The following is a 23,551-nucleotide window of genomic DNA, read 5'->3' on the forward strand; positions in this document are numbered from 1 at the left end:
CGAGGTACCAAGTTAGGACTTACTGCAGCTACCTTGGAAAAGCAGGCTCCGATTGAGCCACTCGCCGCCCCAGCAGAAGAATAAAGTTCGTCTGCGCGAAATTGTAGTGTGGGCTTTAGCCCACTCTACAACTGCGATCAACGTGGCCTAAAGCCCACGCTACGAATCCACCTACGACATTACCACGGCGGCATCGCGCTTGGGCAGCATCCGGCGTTCGGCGAGCGCGGTGCTGGTGGTGAGTTGAATGGTGGCGGTCCACTTGCCGGCGGCATCACCGCGGATGTGCCAGTGCGGCAGGACCGCGACCGATTGATGGACCAACTCGAAGCCACCTTCCGACTGGCTGACGGTTTCGACCGGGAAGGTCCAGAAGTTCGTCGGGCGGTTGGCCACCAACTGCACATCGATCCCCAGCCATTCGTCGGTCAGACCCAACTGGTTGATGTCGTTCAGGTCGAGTTGTGTGCCGAGTTGCCCGAAGCGATTGCCGGTCAAGTCGTGGAAATAACGATCGTCGGCCCCCGAAGGCAAACCGGCGAAGTTCAACTCGACGCCAAAATGCACCAGTTCGTGCGGCGGCAGATTCTCCAGCTGATAGGCAATTTCCAGCGTTTGACTCCCCGCTGCCATTGTCACCGCTTTGGTAATGCGAATCTCGCGACCGTTCACCCAGCCCGTGCGAGTCAGCTGCGCTTGCATGCGGTCACTCGCACGGCGAATCTTCGCTTCGTACACGCCAGTGACGAAGTCACCGAGTTCGCGAGCTTCACCTCGACTCACACCTTGCAGCGTGGCACCCAGTTCGAAGAAATGGTCGAGCAGGCTCTTGCGATTGGTCGGGTCGTATTGCAATCGCTCGTCGAGCCCCGGCTGCTTGAACACAACACGATCGTGAATACTCGCCACATTCCCATTCGCGCCCGAGGCGCCGGCCAGCACTTTGCGATGATACGACTCCGGCCGCCGCGTGAGGGTGGCTCCCAGGTTGTGACAAATCGACCGCACATCCAATTCGTATAACATGCCCCCCTGGGCTGGCGCGATGAGGGCAATCAGCTTGTCGCTGCTGAGTCGCACTTCCTGCTTCAGATCGAAGTTGTAATCGTCGACGGTCGCTTCGACATACGGGCCGGTTTTGCCGGTGGCCTGGTCGATCAGGTTGTCGCTGGCGATCAACTGGTTGTAGATCGCGTTGCGCAAGTGGGGCAGATAAATGCCGCCGAACGCGCCGTGCCAATACGGGCAGTTGCATTGACCGCGATAGAGTGCCTGGCGAGCATTGTCGAACGCGGGGCCCGAAGCACCTTCGCGTTCGGCCTGCGAGAAGCGCCGGCTGGTCATCATCATTCGTGAGTACATCTCGTTGGTTTCGGGATACTTCACCTTGAAGTTTCGCCAGAAACCGCCGCGCACAAACCGCTTGATCCGCGGCCAGCGCGGGTCGTGCTCCAGGTCGTGCGTGATGCTGTCGTATTCAAGCTGCTGATTGACCGGCAAGGCCCACTCGGTCATTTCCCGATAGCTGCCGTCGGGCAGATAGATCTTGCCGACCGGCGGCGAATTCTCATAAGCCTCGGCCAGAGTGCTCATCTGCAGCCAATCGCGATTGTGCAGCAGGGCATCGAAGAATTGCCGCAACCAGCCGTTTTCGTAGACGTGCTTCTTCGTATCGGGCCAGGTGCCGAACTTTTCGCCGTCGTCGCCGAAGACCACCACGGCGCCGGGATGCTTGTCGGCAATGCCGCGCAGGTAGTCGATGCTCGACTGGGGCGATTGGAAGGGAATGGTGTAGCGGAGTGGTTCGCTCCCTGGGAAAACGCACAGCACCTTGCCGTCGTCTTCGGTCAGGTAGTACCCTTGAAGCTGATCTTCCGTCAGTCCCGCATTGCGAAAGTGGAAATCGTCGAGGACCGTGTACTTCATGCCCGCGCTCACCAGGTCGCCGGTCAGCGATTGTTCCCAGACGCGCTCGGGCATCCACATCCCTTGCACATGCGCGCCGATGCGCGTCTCGAGCCAACGGGTATAGGTAGTGATCTGCCCGACGCGATCGCGCGGGGGAATCATGGTCATGATTGGTTCGTAGAACGGTCCGCCGACGATTTCGATTCGCCCCGCAGCAACTAGCCTCGCGACGCGGTCGATGTATTCGCCATGGCGCTCGTCGAGCCATTCCATCAGCGGTCCGCTGGTGTGCAGCGAAATCTTCAGGTCGCTGTAGCTCTCGAAGACGTCGAGAAACGGCAGGTAGCTGTCTTGATAGGCTTGCTCGAAGACGCCGTCGAAATTTCCGACGGGTTGATGATTGTGCAAGACCAAGCAAAGGCGAATCGCATTCATAGCCCAAATCACCATCGTGACGAGAGAGCAGAACCAGGCAGCTAGCTGATGTTGTTTGCCGCGCCAGTGCGCGGCGAGCGACAGTCGTCCCTCAACATCGGCAAGCTTGATACCAATTAGCTAGTTATTTCAATCGGAACTTCCGCGCGGCCGGTCATCAAACAACTCACCGATCGACTCACACGCGTGCTAGCTGGCCGGAGAGAGGCCCGATTCACGCAGCAGGGCGGCGGCCTGTTCGGGCGGTTGGGGGTTCATCCAGCAACCCGTGCTCCACTCAAAGCCAGCCGCCTTCGTAAGGCGCGGAAAAATCTCGATATGCCAGTGATAGTGGTCGTGCGAACCAATGTCAAAGGGTTCCGTGTGCAGAATCAGATTATATGACGGACGCGCGAGCGCACGTTCGATTCGACCGATAACCTCACCCACAATCGTTGCCAGTTCGCTAAGTTCGCCAGCCTGCAATTGCTCGATGGTGCCAGCCTGTTTGCGCGGCGCTAGACAGACTTGATAGGGGAAGCGACTCGCCCAGGGACAGAAGGCGACGAACCGCGGTGATTGAGCGACGATCCGTTCGCCGGAGGCCAGTTCTTCTTCGACGATTTGCGTCAGCAGCGAGCGGCCCGTCTTGGTTTGATGTTGCCCAAAGCGATCGGCCTCGCTTTGCACGTCGGGGGGCGTCCAGGGAAGTGCGACGACCTGGCTGTGGGTATGTTCGAGGGAAGCACCCGCGGCAGCGCCGACGTTCTTGAAGATTTGCACGTACTTGAAACGGCCATCTTGCCGCAGCGTGCGGAGGCGATCTTGATAGGCCCGCCAGACGAGTACCTGATCGGCCAGCGACAGTTCGCTCAAGCTGGTAATGTGCTCGGGCGATTCGATAATCACCTCGTGCTGGCCAAAGCCGATTTCGTGTCGATGGAGCGAGCCGTTTTGACTGGTCGGCGAGGCGGGGACTTCGGTCGTGACGGCCGGGTACTTATTGGGAACGACCCGCACTTGCCAGGGAAATGTCTTGGCCCGGCCATTAGTCGCGGGATAGATCTGCACCGCGTGAGGAGTTTGTTCTTCGTTGCCGGCACAAAACGGGCAGTTGAGATCGCTGGGACGGTCGGTTCGCTCTACGAACTCCTGGGGTCGAGAAGAGCGTTCGCTCCCGACGATGACCCAGCGTTGCGAGAGTGGATCTTGACGGTACTCGGGCATGCGGGGGCCTGTCGAGCAAATGGGCCAGGAGGGTTAAGCCCATCTTAACAACATCCCCCCACCTTGTCTCAAAGGGGGTAGGGCCGAAAATCGGCATTTTCGGCCAAGTTTTGACAACTTGTCACCCTGCTACGGAGCGACCTGCTGGATCGCCCAAGATACCTTCAGCCACCCCGACATTTGCCAAACGAGCGCCACATCGGGCCGATGTGACCTACTAAATGCCTACAGCGTTACTCTAACTTCCCTTCGATGGCCAACTGATGAAAGTAATGCTGCACTTTGTCCTGGTTGTCGAGCAGCCAGTCGATTGACGGTTCGTTGCGCATCGCCTTGCCGATGGCCTTGGCGGTGGCCTCGCGATTGGTGCGAAACAGCAATTCGAAGTCGACGGACGGTTCGTCGACAATGCTGGGGTCGAGCCACACCGAGACGATGATCCCGAGGTCGTTCACCTTCTTTTTGGGCAAATCGCCTGCCCGAACCGCATCCAGCACACCGTGGGCGATGGCCGCCTGGACCGTGCCCATCAGGATGTTGGTGTACTTCGAACTCTTGACCGTCACCTTGCTGACCATCAGCGTCGTCGGGCGAATCTGAACGTCACTATTCAGAATGGCAAAAACCTTGGTATGCCCCTTCACCTGGTCGCCGATCAGGTTCGCAATCGCATAACCGACGGGGCCGTCGAGTTCGCCGATCACCACCTCCGGTTCGGCCGCCGAATAGGCTGGCTCACCCTCAACGAGCGCCTCGCCCGTTCGCAGGATGATCCGCTCCTCGTTCTTATGCTTGGCCTTCAGTTCTTTGCTTTTCTTGGCAGGCTTTTTCTTTGCCATCGTAACTCTCCGCGCTGTGGATTCGTGGGTGGAATTGTCGGATCAAAAATAGCTTCATCGGCGGCCGATCAGTCTAGCCAGCGACGGACTGCCAAGGAATCGGCAAGCCGCGCCTGGTGTTAAAATTGCCACTTGCAGATAGTTGCACCCCCCTTCCGTAAGGGGTAGCATGCGCGGCGCGAACTCAAACATCGCTCGCCACGCTTTGCTCGAACATCTTGAAAAAGGGCCCTGCCATGTCCACTCGCCGCAACGCTCGTCGGTCTGCAGTCACTCGATTTTTTCAACCCTTGTTCGAACGGTTGGAGCAGAGAAATTTGCTGGCTTCACTGAATGCGCAGTACAACGTGCAACTGCAAACGCACGAGGTTGGAGGGGTTTTGATATTCGACCATCTCTCACTCTTGATTACTCCGCAGGTGGCCTACACGGATGCTGATCTCGATGGTCATGCCGACGAAGATCCATTGTTTGTCAGACGCCCCGACGATTCATTTGCACTCTCACTGGGTGCCGGCGATGAATTTGGATTGGTCGCACGATTCAATCGCACCAACGACATTGCCGTTCATACTCCCGACCAGTTGCATACACTCACCAAGCCTGCGGCTTTTGCTGATTCACGGGAGTGGGTCAATGCGCTGATTAGCCGCTTGCATGGTTACGCCGACAATTTGGACTACGACCTGTTTCCAGAAATAACCCCGGGCGAGGGATTCAATTCCAATTCGTTCATTGCGGGATTACTCGCTGCGACTGGCACCGTGGTCGATGCGCCGTCGACGATCTTTGACGGTGGGGACTATCCCGGTTTCGCGACTCCCGTGCCGGCGGCGAACTTCGGCACAGGTGCAGCCAACCGAATCGATTTGACGTTTGTGATCGATACCACGGGCAGCATGTTCGACGATATCGCGGCAGTACAAGCCTCGGCGGCCGAGATCATTGCTCAAGTTCATGAAAGCTTTCGAGTCGATGGCGAGATCGACGCGCGAATTTCGGTCGTGGACTATCGAGACTTTCCTACGTCTCCTTATGGCGATCCTGGTGACTATCCCGCCAATGATGTCCAGGATTTCACGGGCAGTGAAGTTACGGCCAATTCTGGAATTCAAGCCTTGGAATTGGGAAGGGGCGGCGATTTTCCCGAATCGGTGCTTTCTGGCTTGATGCACGCGATTGATTCGACGTCGTTGGGCAAGTGGCGTGGTGAGGGTGTTAGTAAATTCATCATTGTGATGGGCGATGCTCCGCCGCACGATCCCGAACCCTTCACCGGCTACACCATTAGCAGTGTCATCGACGCGGCGAACAATGAAGGTGCGACGCCGATCGTTGCCCCCTTGTTATCTGGCGGCGAGTCAACGGCCAGTTCAGTTCGAATTCTGCCGATTGTGATCGGCGGCGATTCAAGCGCCCTGGCGGCATTTCAAGCGCTCGCAGATGGTACCGGCGGCACGCTCTTTCAAGCTTCAACTGCCGCCGAAGTGGTCGAGGCAGTTCTGGCAGCCATCGGTGTGGCCGGGGGTGGCGGCGAAGGGGCGATTGATACCGGCGATGCGCCCGAGACTTATGGCACTTTGCTCGCAGACGATGGACCTACGCATGGCGAGGGAACTCTCTTCCTGGGCGCTGGTGTCGATTACGAAGAGGATGGACTTCCTTCTGCCGATGCACTGGGCGATGACGGGGACGGTGCTGGCGATGATGACGAAGACGGCGTGACGATGGCGAGTGCGCTTTTGGCCGGCTATGGTGCGAAGATTGAATTTGTTGCGAGTGAAAGCGGGTATCTCGATGCCTGGATCGATTTCAATCAAGATGGCGACTTCACCGACGAGGGAGAACAAATCGCCAGCAGCAGCGAGGTGAGTTCGGACCTGAACACTCTGATCATCAATGTTCCGTTCGACGCTGAGGAAGGGACGACGTACGCTCGTTTCCGCCTGAGTAGCACGGGAGAACTGGAGCCGACTGGGGCTGCTGCCGATGGCGAAGTGGAGGACTACGCCATCGAATTGGTGACTGCCGCGCCGGGCTCGAACATGATCATCGAAGATCCTCTCCATCCGGGCGACAGCTTGCTTGTAATCACCGGCACGACGGGGCGCGACATAATCACCGTCACGTCGGTCCCCGCCATTCCCATTTTGCATCGTCCTGCGCGGACTATGATCCGCAACCGCACCTTCGAAACGATTCCTACGGACGATTTCGACCGCCTGCTGGTGAATGTCTTCGAGAGTGGTGATTACGTCCTGCTCGACCCGCGTTTAACGAAGCCGGCCACCGTGTTCGCCGGAACCGGCAACGATTACGTCACCGGCCAAAAAGGCCCCGACGAACTTTACGGCGGAACCGGGCAAGACTTCCTCTTTGGCCGCAGCGGTAACGACTTCATCTTTGGTGAGGAAGGAAACGACTTTCTGTACGGCGAGAACGATAACGACGTGCTCGATGGTGGCAGTGGCGACGACTATCTGTACGGCGGAAGTGGGCGGGATATTCTCGTTGGTGGTACCGGCGTCGATCGTCTCTTCGGCCTTGCGGGAGACGATATCTTGATCGGCGGCACGTGGACCCACGAACACGATCGGGAGACGATTCTGACCATCGCCGCGATCTGGAATTCCAGTCAGTCCTTTACCGCCCGCATCGCCGGTCTCGACAGCTTGCTCGATGCTTCGACTGTTCCCACAGAGAACACGGTGGATCAGATCTGGTCCGGCGTCGGTCGCGACTGGATTCTCGATTATGCACTCCGCGACCGACTCTACGACTTCAATCGTTCGGTCAATCTGGGTGACAAAAAGAACTGATGCGGCAATAGAAGAGGTGTGGAACCTGCTCTCAACCGGTTCTGGCCGGCATGATACACTGGGGCGTGCGCAAATCGTGACACCCCCTTCGCTCACCGCCGCCTATGAAATTTCTCCTCTTAATGTTCAAAAACGTCCGCCGCAACAAGCTGCGGTCGCTGTTGACAGCTGGCGCGACCGTGATGCTGGTGCTGGTGATCACGCTGGTCTGGTCGATTCTCGACTTCCTGAACAAAGCAACAACCGAAAAAGAAAAAGACCTGAAAGCTATCGTCACCGAACGCTGGCAAATCCCCAGTCGCATGCCCTTCGCCTATGCCAGTCAGTTGGAAGAAGGGGGCGCTCGTAACCCGGGGGATATCAAACCTGCGGACTCCATGACCTGGCAGTTCTATGGTGGTTCGCTCGATCCCAAGCAGATGACTCGCGACAATATCTTGTTCGCCTTCGCGCTTGAGCCCAAAAAGCTCGAGACGATGATGGACGACCTCGACAAGCTTGAAGGTCAAGAGAAAGAAGAATTTCACCAGGCGGTCCTCAGGCTCGAAGAGAATCAGCAAGGATTGATCCTGGGGCGCGATCGCCTGAAAGGGCTGAATAAGAAGATCGGCGACCGGATTAAGTTGTATGGCCTCAACTTCAAAGAGATCGATTTGGAGTTCGAGATTGTCGGCCAATTCCCCGCCGGTGCGGGGCGGTACGATCAGTCGGCAGCCATGAACCGCAAGTATTTGAACAACGCCATCGATGCTTACCCGCGCACGCACGCCGGCAAGCAACACCCGCAGGCCGATCGGAGTCTCGCCCTGTTTTGGCTCCGTGTGAACAACAAGCAGGAGTTCCAGAAGATCGCCGAGCAGATCAGCACTTCGCCCGCGTTCACCAATCCGGCGGTGAAGTGCGAGACCGCTGCCTCTGGCGTGGCGAACTTCCTCGACTCATACCGCGATATATTCTGGGGCATGCGATTTCTGCTCACGCCGGCGGCCATCATTTCGTTGTGCGTGGTGAGTGCGAATGCCATCGGCATCAGTGTGCGCGAGCGGCGGCAAGAACTGGCGGTGATGAAGGTTCTCGGTTTTCGCCCGCGGCAAATTCTGCTGTTGGTCCTGGGCGAATCGATGATTCTCGGCCTGCTCGCCGGGCTGTTCGGCTCGTGGGGTGCGTACTTCTTAATCAACGACTATTTCGGCGGCTTCGCGCTGCCGATTGCTTTCTTCGGCAAGTTCTTCATCTCTTCCGGCGCGCTCTGGTGGGGCCCCGCCATTGGGTTGCTGGCGGGATTCGTCGGCAGCGTCTGGCCGGCGTGGTCGGCCTGCTCGGTAAAAGTGACGGATGTGTTTTCGAAGGTGGCGTAAGGTTGGCGACAACAGGCAAGCGATTAGATCGAGCAAGATGTTTTCTGCATTCAACATTTCCCCGCTCAGCTTGATTCCGCTCGTCACGGCCGTGGGCCTGATGATCATGCTTACCCTCTGGGGGCGAGTGCCGCTCCGTTACAACTTGCGAAACTTGTCCGTCCGCTGGCTGACGACGGTCCTGACCGCGATTGGCTTCGTGCTGGTAATTGGCCTGCTCACGGTGATGCTGGCCTTTGTCAACGGCATGGTCGAATTGACTAAGTCGAGCGGCCAGCCCGGCAACGTGCTGGTTATTTCCGAAGGCTTTCAGGATGAAACCTTCAGCAATTTGACGGTCGATGTGGTCACCGACGTAGTGCTGCAGCCGGGCATTCTGCGCGACGAAAAAACGAACGAACCACTAGCCAGTCCCGAGACTTACCTGGTGGTCGTCCAGCCGATTGAGAATCAAGATTCCGGCCGTGCCGCGGGGCGACGATTCTTGCAAGTGCGCGGCGTCGACGATGCTCCGATGGCTGCCCGCGTGCATGGCATGTCGCTACTTGCTGGTGGCCGTTGGCTCTCGCGCGAAGGAGTGACCAGCGGCGGTGAGGGGCAACCCGACGTGCTGGAGGCAGTTATCGGTATTGGCATGGCGCGCGAACTGGGAAGCACGCGCACCAGCGCCGAGTTGGCCAAAGCCACTAATCGTGCGCATCTCGATATTGGCGATTTCTTCACCCTGGGCGAGCGCAAATGGATGGTCGTCGGCGTGATGGCACCGACCGGCTCCACGTTCGATTCCGAGATTTGGGCCAAGCGCGGCATCGTGGCCCCGATGTTCGGCAAGAATTCGTACTCTTCGGTGGTACTTCGGGCCGCGGGCGCACCGGAAGCACAAAAACTCAAGGCCTATTTGAACAACGACTACGCCAAGAGCGTGCAGGCGTATGTCGAGACCGAATACTTTGCCAGCTTGCAGGAGACGAGCAAGCAGTTCCTGTTTGCGATCATCGTCTTCGCAGCCGTGATGTCGATTGGCGGTCTGTTCGGCGTGATGAACACGATGTTCGCCACCGTGGCCCAGCGTTCGCGCGATATCGGCGTGCTGCGAATGCTCGGCTATTCACGGGCCGAAGTTCTGTCGTCGTTCCTGGTCGAGTCTCTCTGCCTGGCCATGCTCGGCGGTGCCCTGGGCTGTGCGCTCGGCACCTTGGCCGATGGCTATGAAGTGAAGAGCATCATCGGTGGCGGCCAAGGGGGGGGCAAATTCGTGGCCCTCGATATGGCCGTGAGTGGCGACATCATCGCCGCGGGGATGACCGTCGCCCTCGTCATCGGCGCTCTCGGCGGCCTGCTCCCCGCCATTAGCGCGATGCTGGTCAAACCGCTCTACTCGCTCCGCTGATTGGTTCCCTGGAGAGTGCGGCCGAGCATCGGTAGTGCAAAAGCCAATGAACCCCCGGGACGGGCCGGGGGCGTTTGTTAGGACTGGTCCGTATTCCCTGGCCCCTTCCTCCCTACTTCCTCTTCAGCGTGAAGTCGGTGTAATGAAAGCCCGTTTCGTCGTTGACGATCATGGCACCACCGGGAGCAAAGTAACGGGCGATGACGGAGAAGGGGGGCAACGGATTGTCTTTCATTGCCTTTTCGAGTCGGCCGAAGAACTGATTCGACTCTGCCTGCCGCGAGAGCATGCCTTGGGTGTCTTCGGATTGAGCCAGGTCGTAGAGCAGCTTCATGCCGACTTCAGGACGCGTGAAGCGAACCAGACCAGGAGTTTCGCCGCCATTCTGCCGGCGAATCTTGCTGGCGATTAACTTGTAGTCGAGTTCCGCAGCCAGCGAAGTGCCCGGTTGGCTGTGGGTGATGATGGCCTGCTGAATTGCCTGCGAGCTGTCGGTCAGAATCAAGTAATCGCCGAGAGTGGCGATGCAGGGATCGGGGCGGCGGAGGTTCGCGGGTGGTTCGTTGGCTGGCGGCGGTGTTTTGATTGCGTAGTAAGTGACGCCCGCATAGGCCTTCTCTTCGAGGTTCTCTTTGAATTTTTCGCGCAGTTTGTCGAACGTGGGCTGGAAGGCTTTCACGTCGCGAAGCTTGATGCCGAGAATGTTCGCCTGACTGTTGAGTTTGATTGGTTTCTCGATCCAGGCGACGTGCGAGACGCGCCCTTCCATGGCCGGGAGGATCTCGGTTTCGAAGTCGAGCCCCACCCATTCCTGCACGCGCGTTTTGACCTCCGCTTCCGCGGCCCCTTCGGCCATCAAGCTGTTATAGAGCTTGGCTCCGAGGCGATAAGTATCGCCGAACTTCCAGTGCAGGGTGTTGTAGTTCATCGAGTCGGCAGGGACCCACGGCTCGGGCGCGGTGTCGCCACTTCCCAGCGCGAGCATCTCGACGACGCCACTGCGGGGACTTTCGAGCAGCAAATGAATGTGGCTGACGGAGTCAAATTCGCCAGAGGAAAAAATCAAACTCCCCCCGACACCTTTGATGCCGTCGACACCGAGCACCGGCAGCAATGCGAGGCCAGTTTGCGCGGCGAAGTTGCCGCGGGCTGCGATCTTGGCGATTTGCACCGGATCGACGAAGTAGGTGAGTTGCGGCGGGTCGTCGGGCGTTCCCTGGCAGCGATTCATGATCGTGTTGAAGCGATCGTTATCGGCCAGCGTCTTTTCCAACTTGCCGTCCCAAGCGTCGAGCAAGAGTTTCATCACGTTCTTGCCCGAGGTAATGACGATGGTACCGTCGCGCTCGAGCTGCACGGCCTGAGTGCGGCCATTCTGGTTGGCAAAGAGATGAATGTCGTAGCCGTCGAGCTTCTCAGTCGTCTTGGTGATTTGATTTTCGGCCGCGAAGATCTCGCCTTTCTCCAACAGTTTGCGAGCATTCAGCAGGCGATCTTTCACATCGATGATAATGACCAGGCCGGTTGGTCCTTCGGGAACCGAGATGAAGGCGATGCAGATTTCGCCTTGCGGCACTGACAGAACCTGATCGAGGGGCAACCCAACGCGGTCCTCGATATTTCCCCACAACTCCTGCAGGGCTGCGTAGAACTCGGAAACGAGCGGCTTGATCTGCTCATCGGCCCCCATGCGGCCCAAGCTGGTTTCGCGAAACCGCTCGATCAGCTGGGGCGTATCGAGGATCCGAAAGTAGCCGAGCGTTTGTTCGGGCAGCAACTTGGGGGCAACCGGGCGCTGAGCTTGGGCGGGCAGAGTAGTCAGGCTAACCAATGCCAGCAGGCAGCCGGCGAGGAATGGACGGACGAAAGTCAGCATCTTTGGCACCGAATGGCTAGCGGAGAGAACAATAGGAGAGACGAGTGGGGTTTGCTTGCTGAGACATACCTGCCGCGCGGTGGGCTAGTTTCAAGACGGGGCTGCCGCGAATCTGCCGATTGTGTCAAAATTCCGCCCTGACCAACTGGTCAAGCTGCCAGCAAAAAGCTAAATTAACGGATCACTCCCAATTTGCGGATGGCCCGAAGTGCAGCTTTGGCTGGCGTCGTGTGCTGTTTTGCTTGGTAGCGAGTGGGTGAATGAGCATGGTTTGGGGCGAAATTGCCAGCCTTTGATGACGATCGCAAGCGATCGGCCAAGGTTGATGAGAAAGCCACGCTGCACTGCTTCACCAGCACATCGCTGCCCGGACTTAGGCAACCTTCCTGGTCTGATCTGGCTCGGTCTGGTCAGTGGGATGGTTGTCGAGGAGATGCGTTTATGATTTGACCTGCGGTACCGCCTGATTGGCGCGAAAATTTTGAATCGCGCCACTCGGCCTGAGGAGGGCAATGTGCCCACACGGATTTACGCGTTAGCGAAAGATTTGAAGCTGGATAGCAAAGAACTTGTGGATCTCTGCACAAAAGCAGGTATTCCCGGGAAAGGTTCGGCGCTGGCCAGTCTGGAAGACGATGAAGTAGTGAAGCTCAAGTCCTATCTTGAGGGTCACTCCAAGCGACCTGCTTCCTCCCCCTCAGCGGCACCGCCGGTCAATGTGAAGGCCGTTCTATCGGCCCCCGTTTCGACCACTGCGCTCACGCCGCCACCTCCGCCGCGTCCCACTGTGGGGCGAGCGCGCCCTGGCAGTGCTCCCGCGGTCGAGTCGTCGCCATTTGAAGAATCAACGTCAGCGGTGGCGGTCGAAGAGCCCCCCGTGGTAGCCGCCGAAGCGAAGACGGTCGAGTTGCCGCCCCCTCCGGTCGTCAAGCAGCCGGCTAGCCCGCCCGTTGCCAAGGCACCGGTTGTCGAAACACCCGAGCCGGTCGTATCGGTGCCCGAAGTTGCCCCGCCGCCACCGGTCAGCAAGGCTGTTCCAGCGAGCAAGCCGGCTCCTGCTGCGCCGGAGCCACCAGCTGCTGCACCTCCCACGGTCAGCGCGCACGGTAAAACATTCTCCACTCCAGCTCCCACAACGCCCTCGACCGCTCCGCACTCGGCCGTTCCCCAGCGGGGCGACCCGCTCGGTATGCGTGGTCGTGGTGCGATTCGCGTGATTGGCGCGGCTGGCAAGAAAAAGGAAGCAGAAGCCAAGACTGGCGAGGGAGCTGAAGTTCCCGCCAAGCCAGCGACCAAGGGGCCCGAACGACGTGGTCCCGCGGTGCGCGTGGCTGCGATGCCCGAAGTCAGGCAGCCTCAGCCCGTGGCCAAGGTGAACGAACCGCAGGCTCAAAAGCCAGTGATGCGGATTCCCACCGAGGCCTTGAAGGACAAACGCGGCCAAGGTGCCGCCCCGCTGAAGCAAGCGGCCGAACAGGCCAATGCCCAGCGCAAAGCCCGTGAACAGGGCGAAGCTCGCAAGCCCGGTGCCATGCCCATGCCAGCCGAAGGCGCTGGTTCGGGCAAGGGTGGTCGCGGTAAGGGTCGCCCCGGCGAAGGTGAAGGTCTGGGCGATATCGGTTCCGTGCGTGCCGAACGACAGAAGCAGCGGACTAGTCGCGGCAAGGTTCAGACCGGTGAGGACGATGATGATTCTCGTCGTCGTCGGGGGCTGGTGCGGATCAAGAAGCATGGTGGTCCGACCGCACCGCGCAAAGAAAAGGTCGAGTTGGAACTCCCCTGCACCGTTCGCGAATTCTGCGAGCAAACCGGCGTCGGTGCCGCCTCGGTGCTGCGGGTGCTGATGAACAACAAGATTCCGGCCAGCATCAACGGCCAGATTCCGGAACAGTTCGTCGAACTGCTCGCGGCGGAGTTGGGGCTTGATATTACCGTCAAGCAACCGCCCACGCCCGAAGAAGTGCTCGAACAGCGGTTTGCCAGCGAAGACGAGGCTGCGAACCTCGAACCTCGCCCGCCGATTGTGACGGTGCTCGGTCACGTCGATCACGGCAAAACGTCGCTGCTCGATAAGCTCATCGGCATCAATGTGGTCAAGGGCGAAGCGGGTGGCATTACTCAGCACATTCGCGCTTACTCGGTCCCAACTCCCGATGGCCGCCGCGTGGCGTTCGTCGATACTCCGGGTCACGAAGCATTCACCGAAATGCGTGCGCGTGGTGCCAACGTCACCGATATCGCGGTCCTGGTGGTCGCTGCCGATGACGGTGTGATGCCGCAAACTGAAGAAGCCATCAGCCATGCGAAGGCTGCCGGCGTGCCGATCGTCGTCGCGATGAACAAGATCGACCTGCCCGGCGCTCAGCCCGACAAGGTTTTCCAGCAGTTGGCCACCGCTGGCCTGCTGCCGAGCGAATGGGGCGGCGATGTCGAAGTGATTCGCACCAGTGCAATCACCGGCGAAGGGCTCGATACTCTGCTCGAGACGTTGCTCGTCACCGCTGAATTGCACGATTACAGGGCCAACCCCAATCGCCCGGCGATGGGCATGTGCCTCGAAGCGGAACAAGAAGCGGGCCGCGGTGTCATCGCCAAGGTGATGGTGCAGAACGGTACGCTCCGCGAAGGCGACATCATTGTCTGCGGTGCCGGTCATGGCCGCGTCAAGGCAATGTACGATACGCTCCGTCCGCGCGAACAGTTGGAATCAGCGGGGCCGAGCACTCCCGTCAATGTCACCGGTTTGGATGTCGCGCCCGAAGCGGGCGATCGTCTGTACGTGGTGCAAGACATTTCCGAAGCTCGCGAGTTGGCCAGTCGCCGCGCCTCGCAGACTCGGCAAACGTCGCTGTCGGGTGGCAACGTCAAGATGTCGTTCGAAGACTTCCAGAAGCGGTTGTCGGAAGGCCGGCTGCACGATTCGGAAGACGTGTCGACCCTGAACCTCATCATCCGCGCCGACGTGCGTGGTTCGATCGAGGCCATCGTCAAGGAACTCGGCAAGTTCGAGCATCCCGAAGTGAAGGTCAAAGTGCTACAGGCTTCGGTCGGTGGCATCACGGTGGCCGACGTTACTCTGGCACATGCTTCCGATGCGGTCATCGTGGGTTTCAATGTCATTCCCGATGAAGCGGCCCGGGCCTTGGCGGATGATCGTGGCGTCGAAATTCGCCGGTACGATATCATCTACAAGCTGACCGACGACATCAAAGCGATCCTCGAAGGCAAACTCAAGCCGGAAGAACGGATCGTGGAACTGGGTCGAGCGCTCGTCAAGCAAGCGTTCGCCATCAGTCGCGTCGGCACGGTTGCTGGTTGCCAGGTCATTCAAGGGAGCATCGAACGTGGTTGCCGCGTGCGTGTGAACCGCGAAAATCGCACGATTGGCGATTACGGCATCGATACGCTCCGCCGCGAAAAGGACGATGTGAAGGAAGTGAGCCGCGGTATGGAGTGCGGCATCAAGCTGCAGAACTTCAACGACATTAAAGAAGGCGACGTGCTGGAAGCGTATCGCATCGAGGAAGTGGCTCGTACGCTGTAACGCGTGCCGGCTCTCCCTGGGACGCTGCCACCAGGGCGGCGTCCCGCCTGGTTTTAATCGATTCTGTACGTTTAGCGATTTGAATGTCTGTATGAGCTCTCGCCGTTTATTGAAAGCCGCCGAAGCCTTCCGCGAAGTGGTCAGCATGGCCATTCTCACGGAAGTGCGCGATCCTCGTGTCAAGAACGTGACCGTCACGCTCGTGGAAGTAGCCCCCGACATGAAGTCGGCCAAGATCCACGTGTCGGTCATGGGGGACGAGAAGGAACAAACCCTCGCCTTGCGTGGCCTGCAAAACAGCGCCGGCTTTTTGCAAAGCGTGATCGCGGACAAAATCGATACTCGCTACACCCCCAAGCTGGTGTTTGTCATCGATAAAGGTGTCAAGCATTCGCTCGAAGTGGCGCGCATTCTCAAGGAAGTGCTACCGCCCGATAAGCCCGCCGATCTTCCGCCGCAGCAAGAGGCGGATGAAGAACTGGACTAAGGCTTGCACTCGCAACTGATATAACGCCCCGCAAGCACGCACATCCGACCGACCACTATTGACGAAGAGTCTGAGGCAGGCATGACAGGTTCCAATCGCGCCGCGATTTTGAGCAAGGTTCATAAGGTTCTAAAAAAGCACTACAAGCCTGCGGTGCCGCCGGCCGAGCGCAGCGTGCTCGAGCATTTGCTCTATGCCTGCTGCCTGGAGAATGCCCGCGTCGAAGCAGCCGACGAAGCGTTTGCCAAGTTGAAAGAGCTGTTTTTCGATTGGAACGAAGTTCGGGTCACCACTTTGACCGAACTGGCCGAAGTGATGACGAGCATTCCCGATGCGCCGGCAGCTGCCACGCGCATCAAGAAGTCGTTGCAGTCGGTCTTCGAGGCCAGCTATACGTTCGACCTCGACCCACTCATCAAGCAGAACCTGGGCAAAGCCGAGAAAGATCTCGAAAAGATCGTCGGCTCGTCGCTGTTTGTCCGCGCTTACGTGGTGCAACACGCACTGGGTGGACATTCGATTCCTGTGAACAACGGCGCAATCGACGCGCTGTATGCCGTCGGCGTGATCACCGACCAAGAAGCTGAGAAGAGCCAGGTTCCCGGTGCCGAGCGGGCCATTCCCAAGAACAAGGGCGTGGAGTTCGGCTCGCTGCTGCATCAGTTCGGTGCCGATCTCGCCGCTTCGCCCGGTTCGAGCAAGCTCCGCGCAATCCTGGCCGAAATCGACACGCAATATAAGGAACGGCTCGAAAAGCGGATTGCCATTCGCGAAGCGTTTGCCAAGTTGCCCGTCGTGCGCGAGAAAAAACCTTTCGAGCTTCCTGTTCCCACACCCAAGCCAAACCCAGCTGCCGAAGCCAAAGCTGCCGCCAAGAACGCCAAAGACGCCGCCATCAAAGAGGCTGCCGAAAAAGCCAAAGCGGCCGCCGATAAGATCGCCAAAGAAAAAGCGGCTTCTAAACCCCCGGCGAAGAATTCAGATACTGCCAAGCCTGCAGCTGCTTCCAAGTCTAAAGAAGCCAGCAAAGAGAAGCCCAAGGACAAGCCAAAGACCGACAGCAAGCCAGTCGCGAAGAAGCCCGACTCAAAAGGACTGGCCAAGAAGAAGCCACGCTAGTTCGCTTCACCTTAGCGAGTAGCAATGAGGGCTAACGTCACCCTGGTCACTGCCAGCGAAGCCGTCGATTGGCAAATGAAAATCGACGACGCTCGCTGAAACCTCATGTCCGTCTACCCAAAAACTAAGACGTGACAATCAACTAGTACTCTCGCGATCCTAGTCCAAATCGTCTTCTTCTTTCAGCACGTCCTGCTCCCAGGCGGCAATGGCATCGTACACGCTGTCGAACCAGGCTTCGGGTGGCGAATTGCTGGTCGTCGGCTGCCCATTCTTCGGCAGAGTGACGCGAAAGCCGGGCCCCAGCGGAGCTTTGGTTTCTATCTGCAACTGGCCGCCCAAGTGATGGGCAATCATGAAGGCCGAGAGGAGGTCCATATCGAGCCCGAGGGGCCACTTTTGCAGCGGAATGGCCGCGGAAAAAAGGGACGAGACGTGGCCGTTCGACAGTTTCTCAAAATTCCCGCGCACGCTCAGCACGAGCGGATCGGCGGCGGCATCGACCAGTTGAATCGAAATCTTCATCGGCTCTTCGTGCAGGTCGGCCACGCGGCGGACCATGATCTGCAGCAGTCGATTCAGCAGCCCGCGATCGCTGGCAAGGGCCAGGTCGGCGGGAATCTCGCCAACTTGCAAGTCGATATCTTCCGACTGTAGTTCGGGGCGCGCGCGCTCGGCAAACCCGTTGAGGACTTCGTGCAGGTTGAGCCACGGCTCTTGGCCGGTGGCCGCACCTACCGTGTCTTGCAGAATGACCTGCACTGTCTTAATCATCAGTTCCGCTTCGCGCCGTGCGACGGCCACCATGTTCAAACTGGCGATCTCGTCCATCTGCACGCGAATCCGCTGCTGCACGGGCGATTGCTGCATGTAAGCCACGAGCGCGCCCCAGGCATTGTTCAGCCGGCCTTCGAGCGCGGTGGCCGCGGTGGCCAGGCCGCGAATGCGGTCCATGATAATCAGACGGTGGAGCACGCTCAGTTTTTCGCGCAGCAGGCGATCACGATCGCTGAGAGCCTGGTGATAATCGAGCGCTCGCAATAGCGCGCCGACGATTTCGTCTTCGTTCCAGGGCTTGGTGATGTAACGAAAGGCTCCTCCTTCGTTCACCGATTTGATCGCCGCATCGAGATCGCTGTAGGCGGTCGTCAGAATGCGGACGATGTTCGGATGACGATGGCGCAAGTGCTCCATCAGCGCGACGCCGGTCTTGCCGGGCATCCGCTGGTCGGTGATGACGACGCCGATCTCGCCCGAGTCTTTCTCAAGCAAGGCAAGCGCCTCGTCGACCGAAGGAGCTGTCAGCACTTGAAAGCGGTCGCCGAACAGGCGCACGAAATACTTCAGTGCTTGGGCTTCGTCATCGACGTACAGAATCTGCTTCGCGGTGGGATGAGGATTCATACAAGTTTCCTTCGGAAAGTACGAGAGGCAGATCGAACGAGACTTCCGTCCCGCGCGGACCGCTGTTATTCAGCTCGGTGTTACCCAGCGAGTTGCTAGTTAAGACCAGGCTGCCTCCGTGGTTGCGGATGATCGTATCGCAAATGCTCAAGCCCAGGCCTAAGCCAGAGCCGGGAGCAGCTGTCGAGTAAAAAGGTTCGAGCACGCGGCTCAAGTCGGCGGCAGGAATCCCCGGGCCGTTGTCGGCCACCATCACTTGCACGCGATCTCTCACTCGCCGCGCGCGAATGGTGATCTGGCCTGAAAACTTATCCCCCTGCTTCTGAATGGCAGTCGCAGAGTTCGTAATCAGATTCACCAGCACCTGGCCAATTTGAATTTGCGAGCCGCGGACGAAGAGACCTTCGAAATCAGCATCGGCGACATCGAGGGCAATTGTCCGTGTGGCATGCGACGTAAATCGCAACGAAGTCCGAACGACATCGACCAGGCGAAACTCGGTGTGGAGCTGCGCTTGTTCGGGATAAGCAAAGTTCCGTAGTTCATCGAGAATCTGACCGACGCGGGTCACACCCGATTCGATGTCCCCCACGACTTCGCTCGTATCGCGCCCAGCGGCCAGATCTTTTTTGAGAGACCGAATCGCCAGCAACGTGTAATGCACGGGATTGTTGATCTCGTGCAACAGTCCAGCCGCGAGACTGCCGAGCCCGCGCATTTTTTCGCTTTGAAACAGTTTGACTTCCGTTTCGCGCAGGCGGACGAGCGATTGCTGCAACTCTTCGCGCTCGCGGCGCAGCAGCCCCTGCAAGTGCGAACTACGAACCAGGCCGGCGACACGCGTGCGGACTTCGGTAATGCCAAAAGGCTTCGAGAGAAAATCGTCGGCACCGAGCCGGAGGGCATCGATCTTGATAGTTTCGTCCAGGTTGGCTGTCAGCATGACGACTTTGGTATCGCGGAGCGTGGCGTCTGCCCGCACGGCCTTCAGCACGTCGAGCCCGCTGCCGTCGGGCAACATCAGGTCGAGCAGAATGCAGGCGGGCTTGAGTTCCTTGGCGAGGGCGAGGCCTTGCGCGCAGGTCGCAGCGCCGGCGGTGGCAAATTCACTTTGCAGCGAGTCGACCAGGTAGTGACGCAGGTCAGGTTCATCGTCGATCACCAGCAGTTCTTGCGGCCCTTCCTTAATCACTCGCGCGGCGGCAATGGCCCGCGCGTCGGCCGTCACTTCTTCGACCGAAGGCACAGCTCGCGAAGTCAGCCGGTTTGTGCGGCGTTCTGTCGCGGCGGTATCCTCTGTCTGACTCGCAGGAGGATGATCCGCCGGATCCCATTCGAGTGGCAAGGTGACAACAAAACGGCAACCCTTCACCGGGTTGTTGTGCGCTTCGATCTCGCCACCATGCGAGCGGACAATCTCGCGGGCGATCGCCAGCCCCAGTCCCAGGCCTTGTGAAGCCCGCGCGCGATTATTGCTGGCTTGAAAAAAGCGGTCGAAGATCTGCACCCGATCAGCTTCGGGAATGCCGGGCCCTTCGTCCGAAACGATGATCGCCGCAGCTCGCTCCCGAGCTTCGAGTTGCACGCGGACGGTCGACTTCTCGGGAGAAAACTTGAGCGAATTCGTAATCAAGTTCATCAGCACGCGTTCGACACGGGCGACGTCCAAGCGTAAGTCGAGGGGAGCCGTCTGCAGTTCGGCGACGAGTTTGATCTGCCGATCTTCAGCCATCGGCTGCAACGTGCGAATGATTTGCAGCAGAAACTCGCGAGCATCGACTTCTTCGACATCGAGCCGCATCACGCCGTGATCGAGCCGAACGACGTCCAGCAAATCGTCAACGAGCAGGCGCAGGCGATCGGCATTCTTGCGCACCAGCGTGAGGGTTTGTCCCATCTGCGGAGTGACGGTCTGCCGGGTCGAGAGGATCTCTTCGATCGGGGCAATGATCAGCGACAGCGGCGTCCGCAGTTCGTGACTCACATTGGCCAGGAAGCCCGCGCGCAGGCGGTCGAGTTCTTCCAGCTGATGATTTTTTTCGTCCAAGGTGCGACGGAGGAGAAACTCGGTTCGGCGATTACGCAAATTCAAATGACAGACGACCACACTAACGGCGCTCGTCGCCAGCAGAAAGAAGGTGCCGAGCGCGACGTGGTTGCCACTAACCGAAAAACCATGATTGCCGTAAATGGCTGCCAGATATGCGACCACGACCAGGCCGCAGTAAACGGCCGCTTCGGCAGCGCTAAAGCCCAGGAGTTGGATCAGCAGCATTAACAGCGTGAGGCCGACGAAATAGGTCGAGTTCTCGGCGTCGGTCAGGTAGATCATCAGGGCAATAGCGAGGGCGGGAAACAACACCAGCCCGAGACTTGCCCAACGAATCTTCCGCCCCAGGGGCACCCACAGCATGACGACCAGGCCGGCGGCAAGCACAGCCGTGGTGAGCGCGCGAACGGTCAGCAGTTGCCACAAGAACTGCGGATAAAAGAGGAGGTCGAGGACGATGCCGGCCGGCATCATGAACAGGCCGAGAATCAGGCCGATCTTGCCACGCTGCAAGCGCAGGTCGAGATCTGCCTGTTCAAAGGCTTGCAGTTCATCGAGTTGCGGGGCGGTATCGGACATGCAGTGAAAAAAACGAGTAGGAGGGGAGCAAGTCAATCAATTAGGGTTTGCGAACGGATAGAAACACGTTGACCGAGGTGGCATCGCAATAGACTTCCTGGCGACCGAGTCCCGGCGTGAGGGCCAGCATCTGCTTTTCGTCGCGCAGTTCCAAAGTCCATTCCATCACGAGGCTCATGATGGCTTCGGACGAATGGCGGGGTGTGACATTCGTGACAACTACCTCGCCCCCAGGACGGAGCAAGGAGTAGAAGTGCTGAATTAAAAAGCCGCAGGTCGTGTCGCGGAAATAGTCGAAGAGCCCGGCGGAGTAGACGAGATCGTAGGTGGGCGGTTCGGTTTGCTTCCCTTCCATCGATGTTTGAATGATCTCGTGTACCGACCGCTGCTCGATTTCGATCTTCATGTTGGGGCGTCGCGCGCGGGCCTTGGGAACCAGATTCTCGCGCACGAAGTTCAGAGTTTCCGTATTGAAGTCGACCAGTGTAAATTCCGTTTCATTGGCTAACTCGTCCTCTTCGAGAAAATGAGAGATTTCGACTGCCGGCCCGCAACCAATATTGAGCACGCGCAGGCGTCGTCCTTCGCTGGCCACCCGTTTGGCCTCGCGGCGAAGTGCGTCGACCAGCAGTTTGATGCGATTGCGGTGGGCAGCTGGCGCATCGTGACGAAGGGCGGAAGCATTGAGGATTTTGGCAAACGAACTCCCCCCTTCCCAGGGCTCGCTGAGCATCATCCGCACCATTTCGTAGTCCCCCGCATAGCCGAGCGGCTTGCTGAAGGCGCGGTACATGAAGGGGGAGCACATCATGAGTGGATGGAGTTCGCGCTGCGCATACCCGCGGTGATAGGGGAGCGACTTCCGCGAGATGTCTTTGGCGGTTTCTTCGAACTCTTGGTACAACTGGCCCAGACGAGGCGCAACTCCTTCATCGACGTCGACGACAAAGTTCAACTGCAAATCTTCAGAGACTGTTGTTTCGTGCAACCCGGCTTCGGTTTCCCAATGCTCGAGCCAGCGACTTACCTCTTGCAGGTAGTTCCGCAAGTTGCCAACGCTGAGTTGAAATGGCTTATGGAGCCGCTCGTTGCCGGCCTCCCAGTCGGCGACGAAGTCGTGAACGAACGAGCGGAGAACTTCGCCGGGGCGAAGTCCTTTTAGATCGGACCAGGGGTCGACGAGCGACACCGAGACGATGAGCATCAGCCCGGTGTTCATCAACGTGGTGACGACCGCGCGGCCCTTATAGACCTCGCGCTCGCCTTGATGAATTCGCAAGTCCGACAGTACCTCGGACAGCTGCACAATCGAGTAAGGATTGTAGATTTCGAACATCGCCTGCTGACGGCTGAGGCGCATCAGCGAGCCACGAGCTTCAATTCCTTGCGAATTGCGAAAGCTGACCAGTGAAGAGGCGAGATAGGCGTTCTTCTTACCCACGGGGAGTCTCGTTGCAACAGAAGTAGGGAGTATCGCCCTGCGCGACCTGAGTCGCGCGAGTGCGAACGTTCGGCAGGCTTCCTAAGGAGACATTGCCTCTGGCAAGCAATGTCCCTGATGCTCGTCGAAGTGAGGAAAGCAGCAATCAGGTTGATTCCGGCTTGGTGTGCGGAATGCTCATCGTAATTGGTGGCGGGGCTTCGTGGCGGCGAAAATCGACCGGTGCTTCGGCAAGCGCTGCTTCGCGAATGGAGACTAGCGCCAACTCGATGGTTCGTCCTTCCGGCACGAGTTGACCGCTGACGATTGCGCCAGGCGCGGCGAACGTCAGTTGCACAGCGCCCACGCGGATGGTTCGCAGTTCGCGACCTCCATCGACCAACGTCAAGTCGACTTGCTGCCCCAGGCGAATGGCGCGGAGGAGGAGAGCCACAACTTCGTGGTCATAGCCCTCGCTGGAGGCGCTGGCTTCGCTATAGAGAGGGAGGCGGCAGTAACGCAAAAAGTGCTCAACTTCGCTGCGATCGGTCGTGGGCAAGCTCGCCGCCAGGTGCTGAATGGTGCGGCCGATCAAATCGGCATTACCGCGGAGAATAAAGTTACCCAGGGCGGCCGCCTGCAACATGCGGAGCAGATCGGGCGAACGAATTCCTTCGGCCAGAAACTCTGGCAGGGCTACGAGGCTGTAGCAGGCTGTTTCGGGATCGAAACGGATCGGAATGCCCGCTCCTCGCAGCAGGGCAACATCGCGAAAGACGGTCCGCCGGTGGACGTTGGTCTCTTGCGCCAGTTGCAAGGCGTTGAACGGGGCGCCGCTCTGCAGCAGCGAGAGGATCCTCAGTATGCGCTCTAGACGGTGGGTCATGGTGCCAGTTGACTTGAAAGGCTGCTTGGGCCGAGCAACCCGAGACTGCGACAGAGAGGCAAACAATTACACAAACGAAAACGCAGTCACCAACGATCCGCAGCGAATCGGCCTTTCTTCCCCTGCCCAGGGAAAAAGAGGCAGACCGCCACACATCATTCTTCATCTTGGAATCATCGTCTACTGCAGTGACAGCATTTTGTCACCACTTCTCTGTTCGGGCACATTCTG

Annotated in this window: 14 protein-coding genes; 6 read left to right on the forward strand and 8 right to left on the reverse strand. The window is 58.7% G+C overall.

The annotated features are described in order from the left end of the window. Positions 1-171: 171 nt before the first annotated feature. From ETAA8_RS09670 to fae, 3 genes are all read right to left on the reverse strand, one after another. Positions 172-2,343, reverse strand: coding sequence for an alpha-amylase/4-alpha-glucanotransferase domain-containing protein (locus ETAA8_RS09670; protein WP_145087819.1), 2,172 nt, complete (start codon positions 2,341-2,343; stop codon positions 172-174). Between the two features lie 189 nt (positions 2,344-2,532). Continuing rightward, complete coding sequence (gene galT, locus ETAA8_RS09675; protein WP_145087820.1) at positions 2,533-3,549, reverse strand: galactose-1-phosphate uridylyltransferase; 1,017 nt, start codon at positions 3,547-3,549, stop codon at positions 2,533-2,535. A gap of 233 nt (positions 3,550-3,782) precedes the next feature. Further along, positions 3,783-4,388, reverse strand: coding sequence for a formaldehyde-activating enzyme (gene fae, locus ETAA8_RS09680; protein ID WP_145087821.1), 606 nt, complete (start codon positions 4,386-4,388; stop codon positions 3,783-3,785). A 236-nt stretch (positions 4,389-4,624) separates the two neighbouring features. Between fae and ETAA8_RS34515 the strand changes: the two genes are divergently transcribed. The 3 genes from ETAA8_RS34515 to ETAA8_RS09695 all read left to right on the forward strand — a co-directional run bounded on the left by ETAA8_RS34515 (position 4,625) and on the right by ETAA8_RS09695 (position 9,955). Next, positions 4,625-7,207, forward strand: coding sequence for a GEVED domain-containing protein (locus tag ETAA8_RS34515; RefSeq protein WP_202921711.1), 2,583 nt, complete (start codon positions 4,625-4,627; stop codon positions 7,205-7,207). 104 nt (positions 7,208-7,311) lie between these two features. Further along, the gene (locus ETAA8_RS09690; RefSeq protein WP_145087822.1) at positions 7,312-8,565 is read left to right on the forward strand and encodes an ABC transporter permease; all 1,254 of its coding nucleotides are present in this window, start codon (positions 7,312-7,314) and stop codon (positions 8,563-8,565) included. A 37-nt stretch (positions 8,566-8,602) separates the two neighbouring features. Next, positions 8,603-9,955, forward strand: a complete 1,353-nt coding sequence (locus ETAA8_RS09695; protein ID WP_145087823.1) for an ABC transporter permease — start codon at positions 8,603-8,605, stop codon at positions 9,953-9,955. 112 nt (positions 9,956-10,067) lie between these two features. On the opposite strand, the gene ETAA8_RS09700 is transcribed toward ETAA8_RS09695, so the two are convergent. Beyond that, on the reverse strand, positions 10,068-11,831 hold the full coding sequence (locus tag ETAA8_RS09700; RefSeq protein ID WP_145087824.1) for a DUF3352 domain-containing protein: 1,764 nt from the start codon (positions 11,829-11,831) through the stop codon (positions 10,068-10,070). A gap of 514 nt (positions 11,832-12,345) precedes the next feature. On the opposite strand from ETAA8_RS09700, the gene infB reads away from it, so the two are divergent. The 3 genes from infB to ETAA8_RS34520 all read left to right on the forward strand — a co-directional run bounded on the left by infB (position 12,346) and on the right by ETAA8_RS34520 (position 16,981). Next, on the forward strand, positions 12,346-15,375 hold the full coding sequence (infB, locus tag ETAA8_RS09705; protein ID WP_145087825.1) for a translation initiation factor IF-2: 3,030 nt from the start codon (positions 12,346-12,348) through the stop codon (positions 15,373-15,375). A 91-nt stretch (positions 15,376-15,466) separates the two neighbouring features. Further along, positions 15,467-15,862, forward strand: a complete 396-nt coding sequence (gene rbfA, locus ETAA8_RS09710) for a 30S ribosome-binding factor RbfA (protein ID WP_145087826.1) — start codon at positions 15,467-15,469, stop codon at positions 15,860-15,862. A gap of 81 nt (positions 15,863-15,943) precedes the next feature. Beyond that, entirely contained in the window at positions 15,944-16,981 is a 1,038-nt protein-coding gene (locus ETAA8_RS34520) for a hypothetical protein (protein WP_202921712.1), read from the forward strand. 159 nt (positions 16,982-17,140) lie between these two features. Here ETAA8_RS34520 and ETAA8_RS09725 read toward each other — a convergent pair whose 3' ends face one another. The 4 genes from ETAA8_RS09725 to ETAA8_RS09740 form a co-directional block, all read right to left on the reverse strand. Then, positions 17,141-18,385 carry a response regulator gene (locus ETAA8_RS09725; RefSeq protein WP_145087828.1) on the reverse strand — a complete coding sequence of 415 codons (1,245 nt, stop codon included), beginning with the start codon at positions 18,383-18,385 and terminating at the stop codon, positions 17,141-17,143. Further along, positions 18,342-21,014, reverse strand: a complete 2,673-nt coding sequence (locus ETAA8_RS09730; RefSeq protein WP_145087829.1) for an ATP-binding protein — start codon at positions 21,012-21,014, stop codon at positions 18,342-18,344. The genes ETAA8_RS09725 and ETAA8_RS09730 overlap by 44 nt, the downstream gene beginning before the upstream one ends. Positions 21,015-21,054: 40 nt before the next feature. Next, positions 21,055-22,455, reverse strand: a complete 1,401-nt coding sequence (locus ETAA8_RS09735) for a class I SAM-dependent methyltransferase (protein WP_145087830.1) — start codon at positions 22,453-22,455, stop codon at positions 21,055-21,057. Positions 22,456-22,600: 145 nt separating this feature from the next. Then, entirely contained in the window at positions 22,601-23,320 is a 720-nt protein-coding gene (locus tag ETAA8_RS09740) for a helix-turn-helix transcriptional regulator (protein WP_145087831.1), read from the reverse strand. Between the last annotated feature and the right edge of the window lie 231 nt (positions 23,321-23,551).

The organism is Anatilimnocola aggregata, from assembly GCF_007747655.1.
GTDB lineage: Bacteria > Planctomycetota > Planctomycetia > Pirellulales > Pirellulaceae > Anatilimnocola > Anatilimnocola aggregata.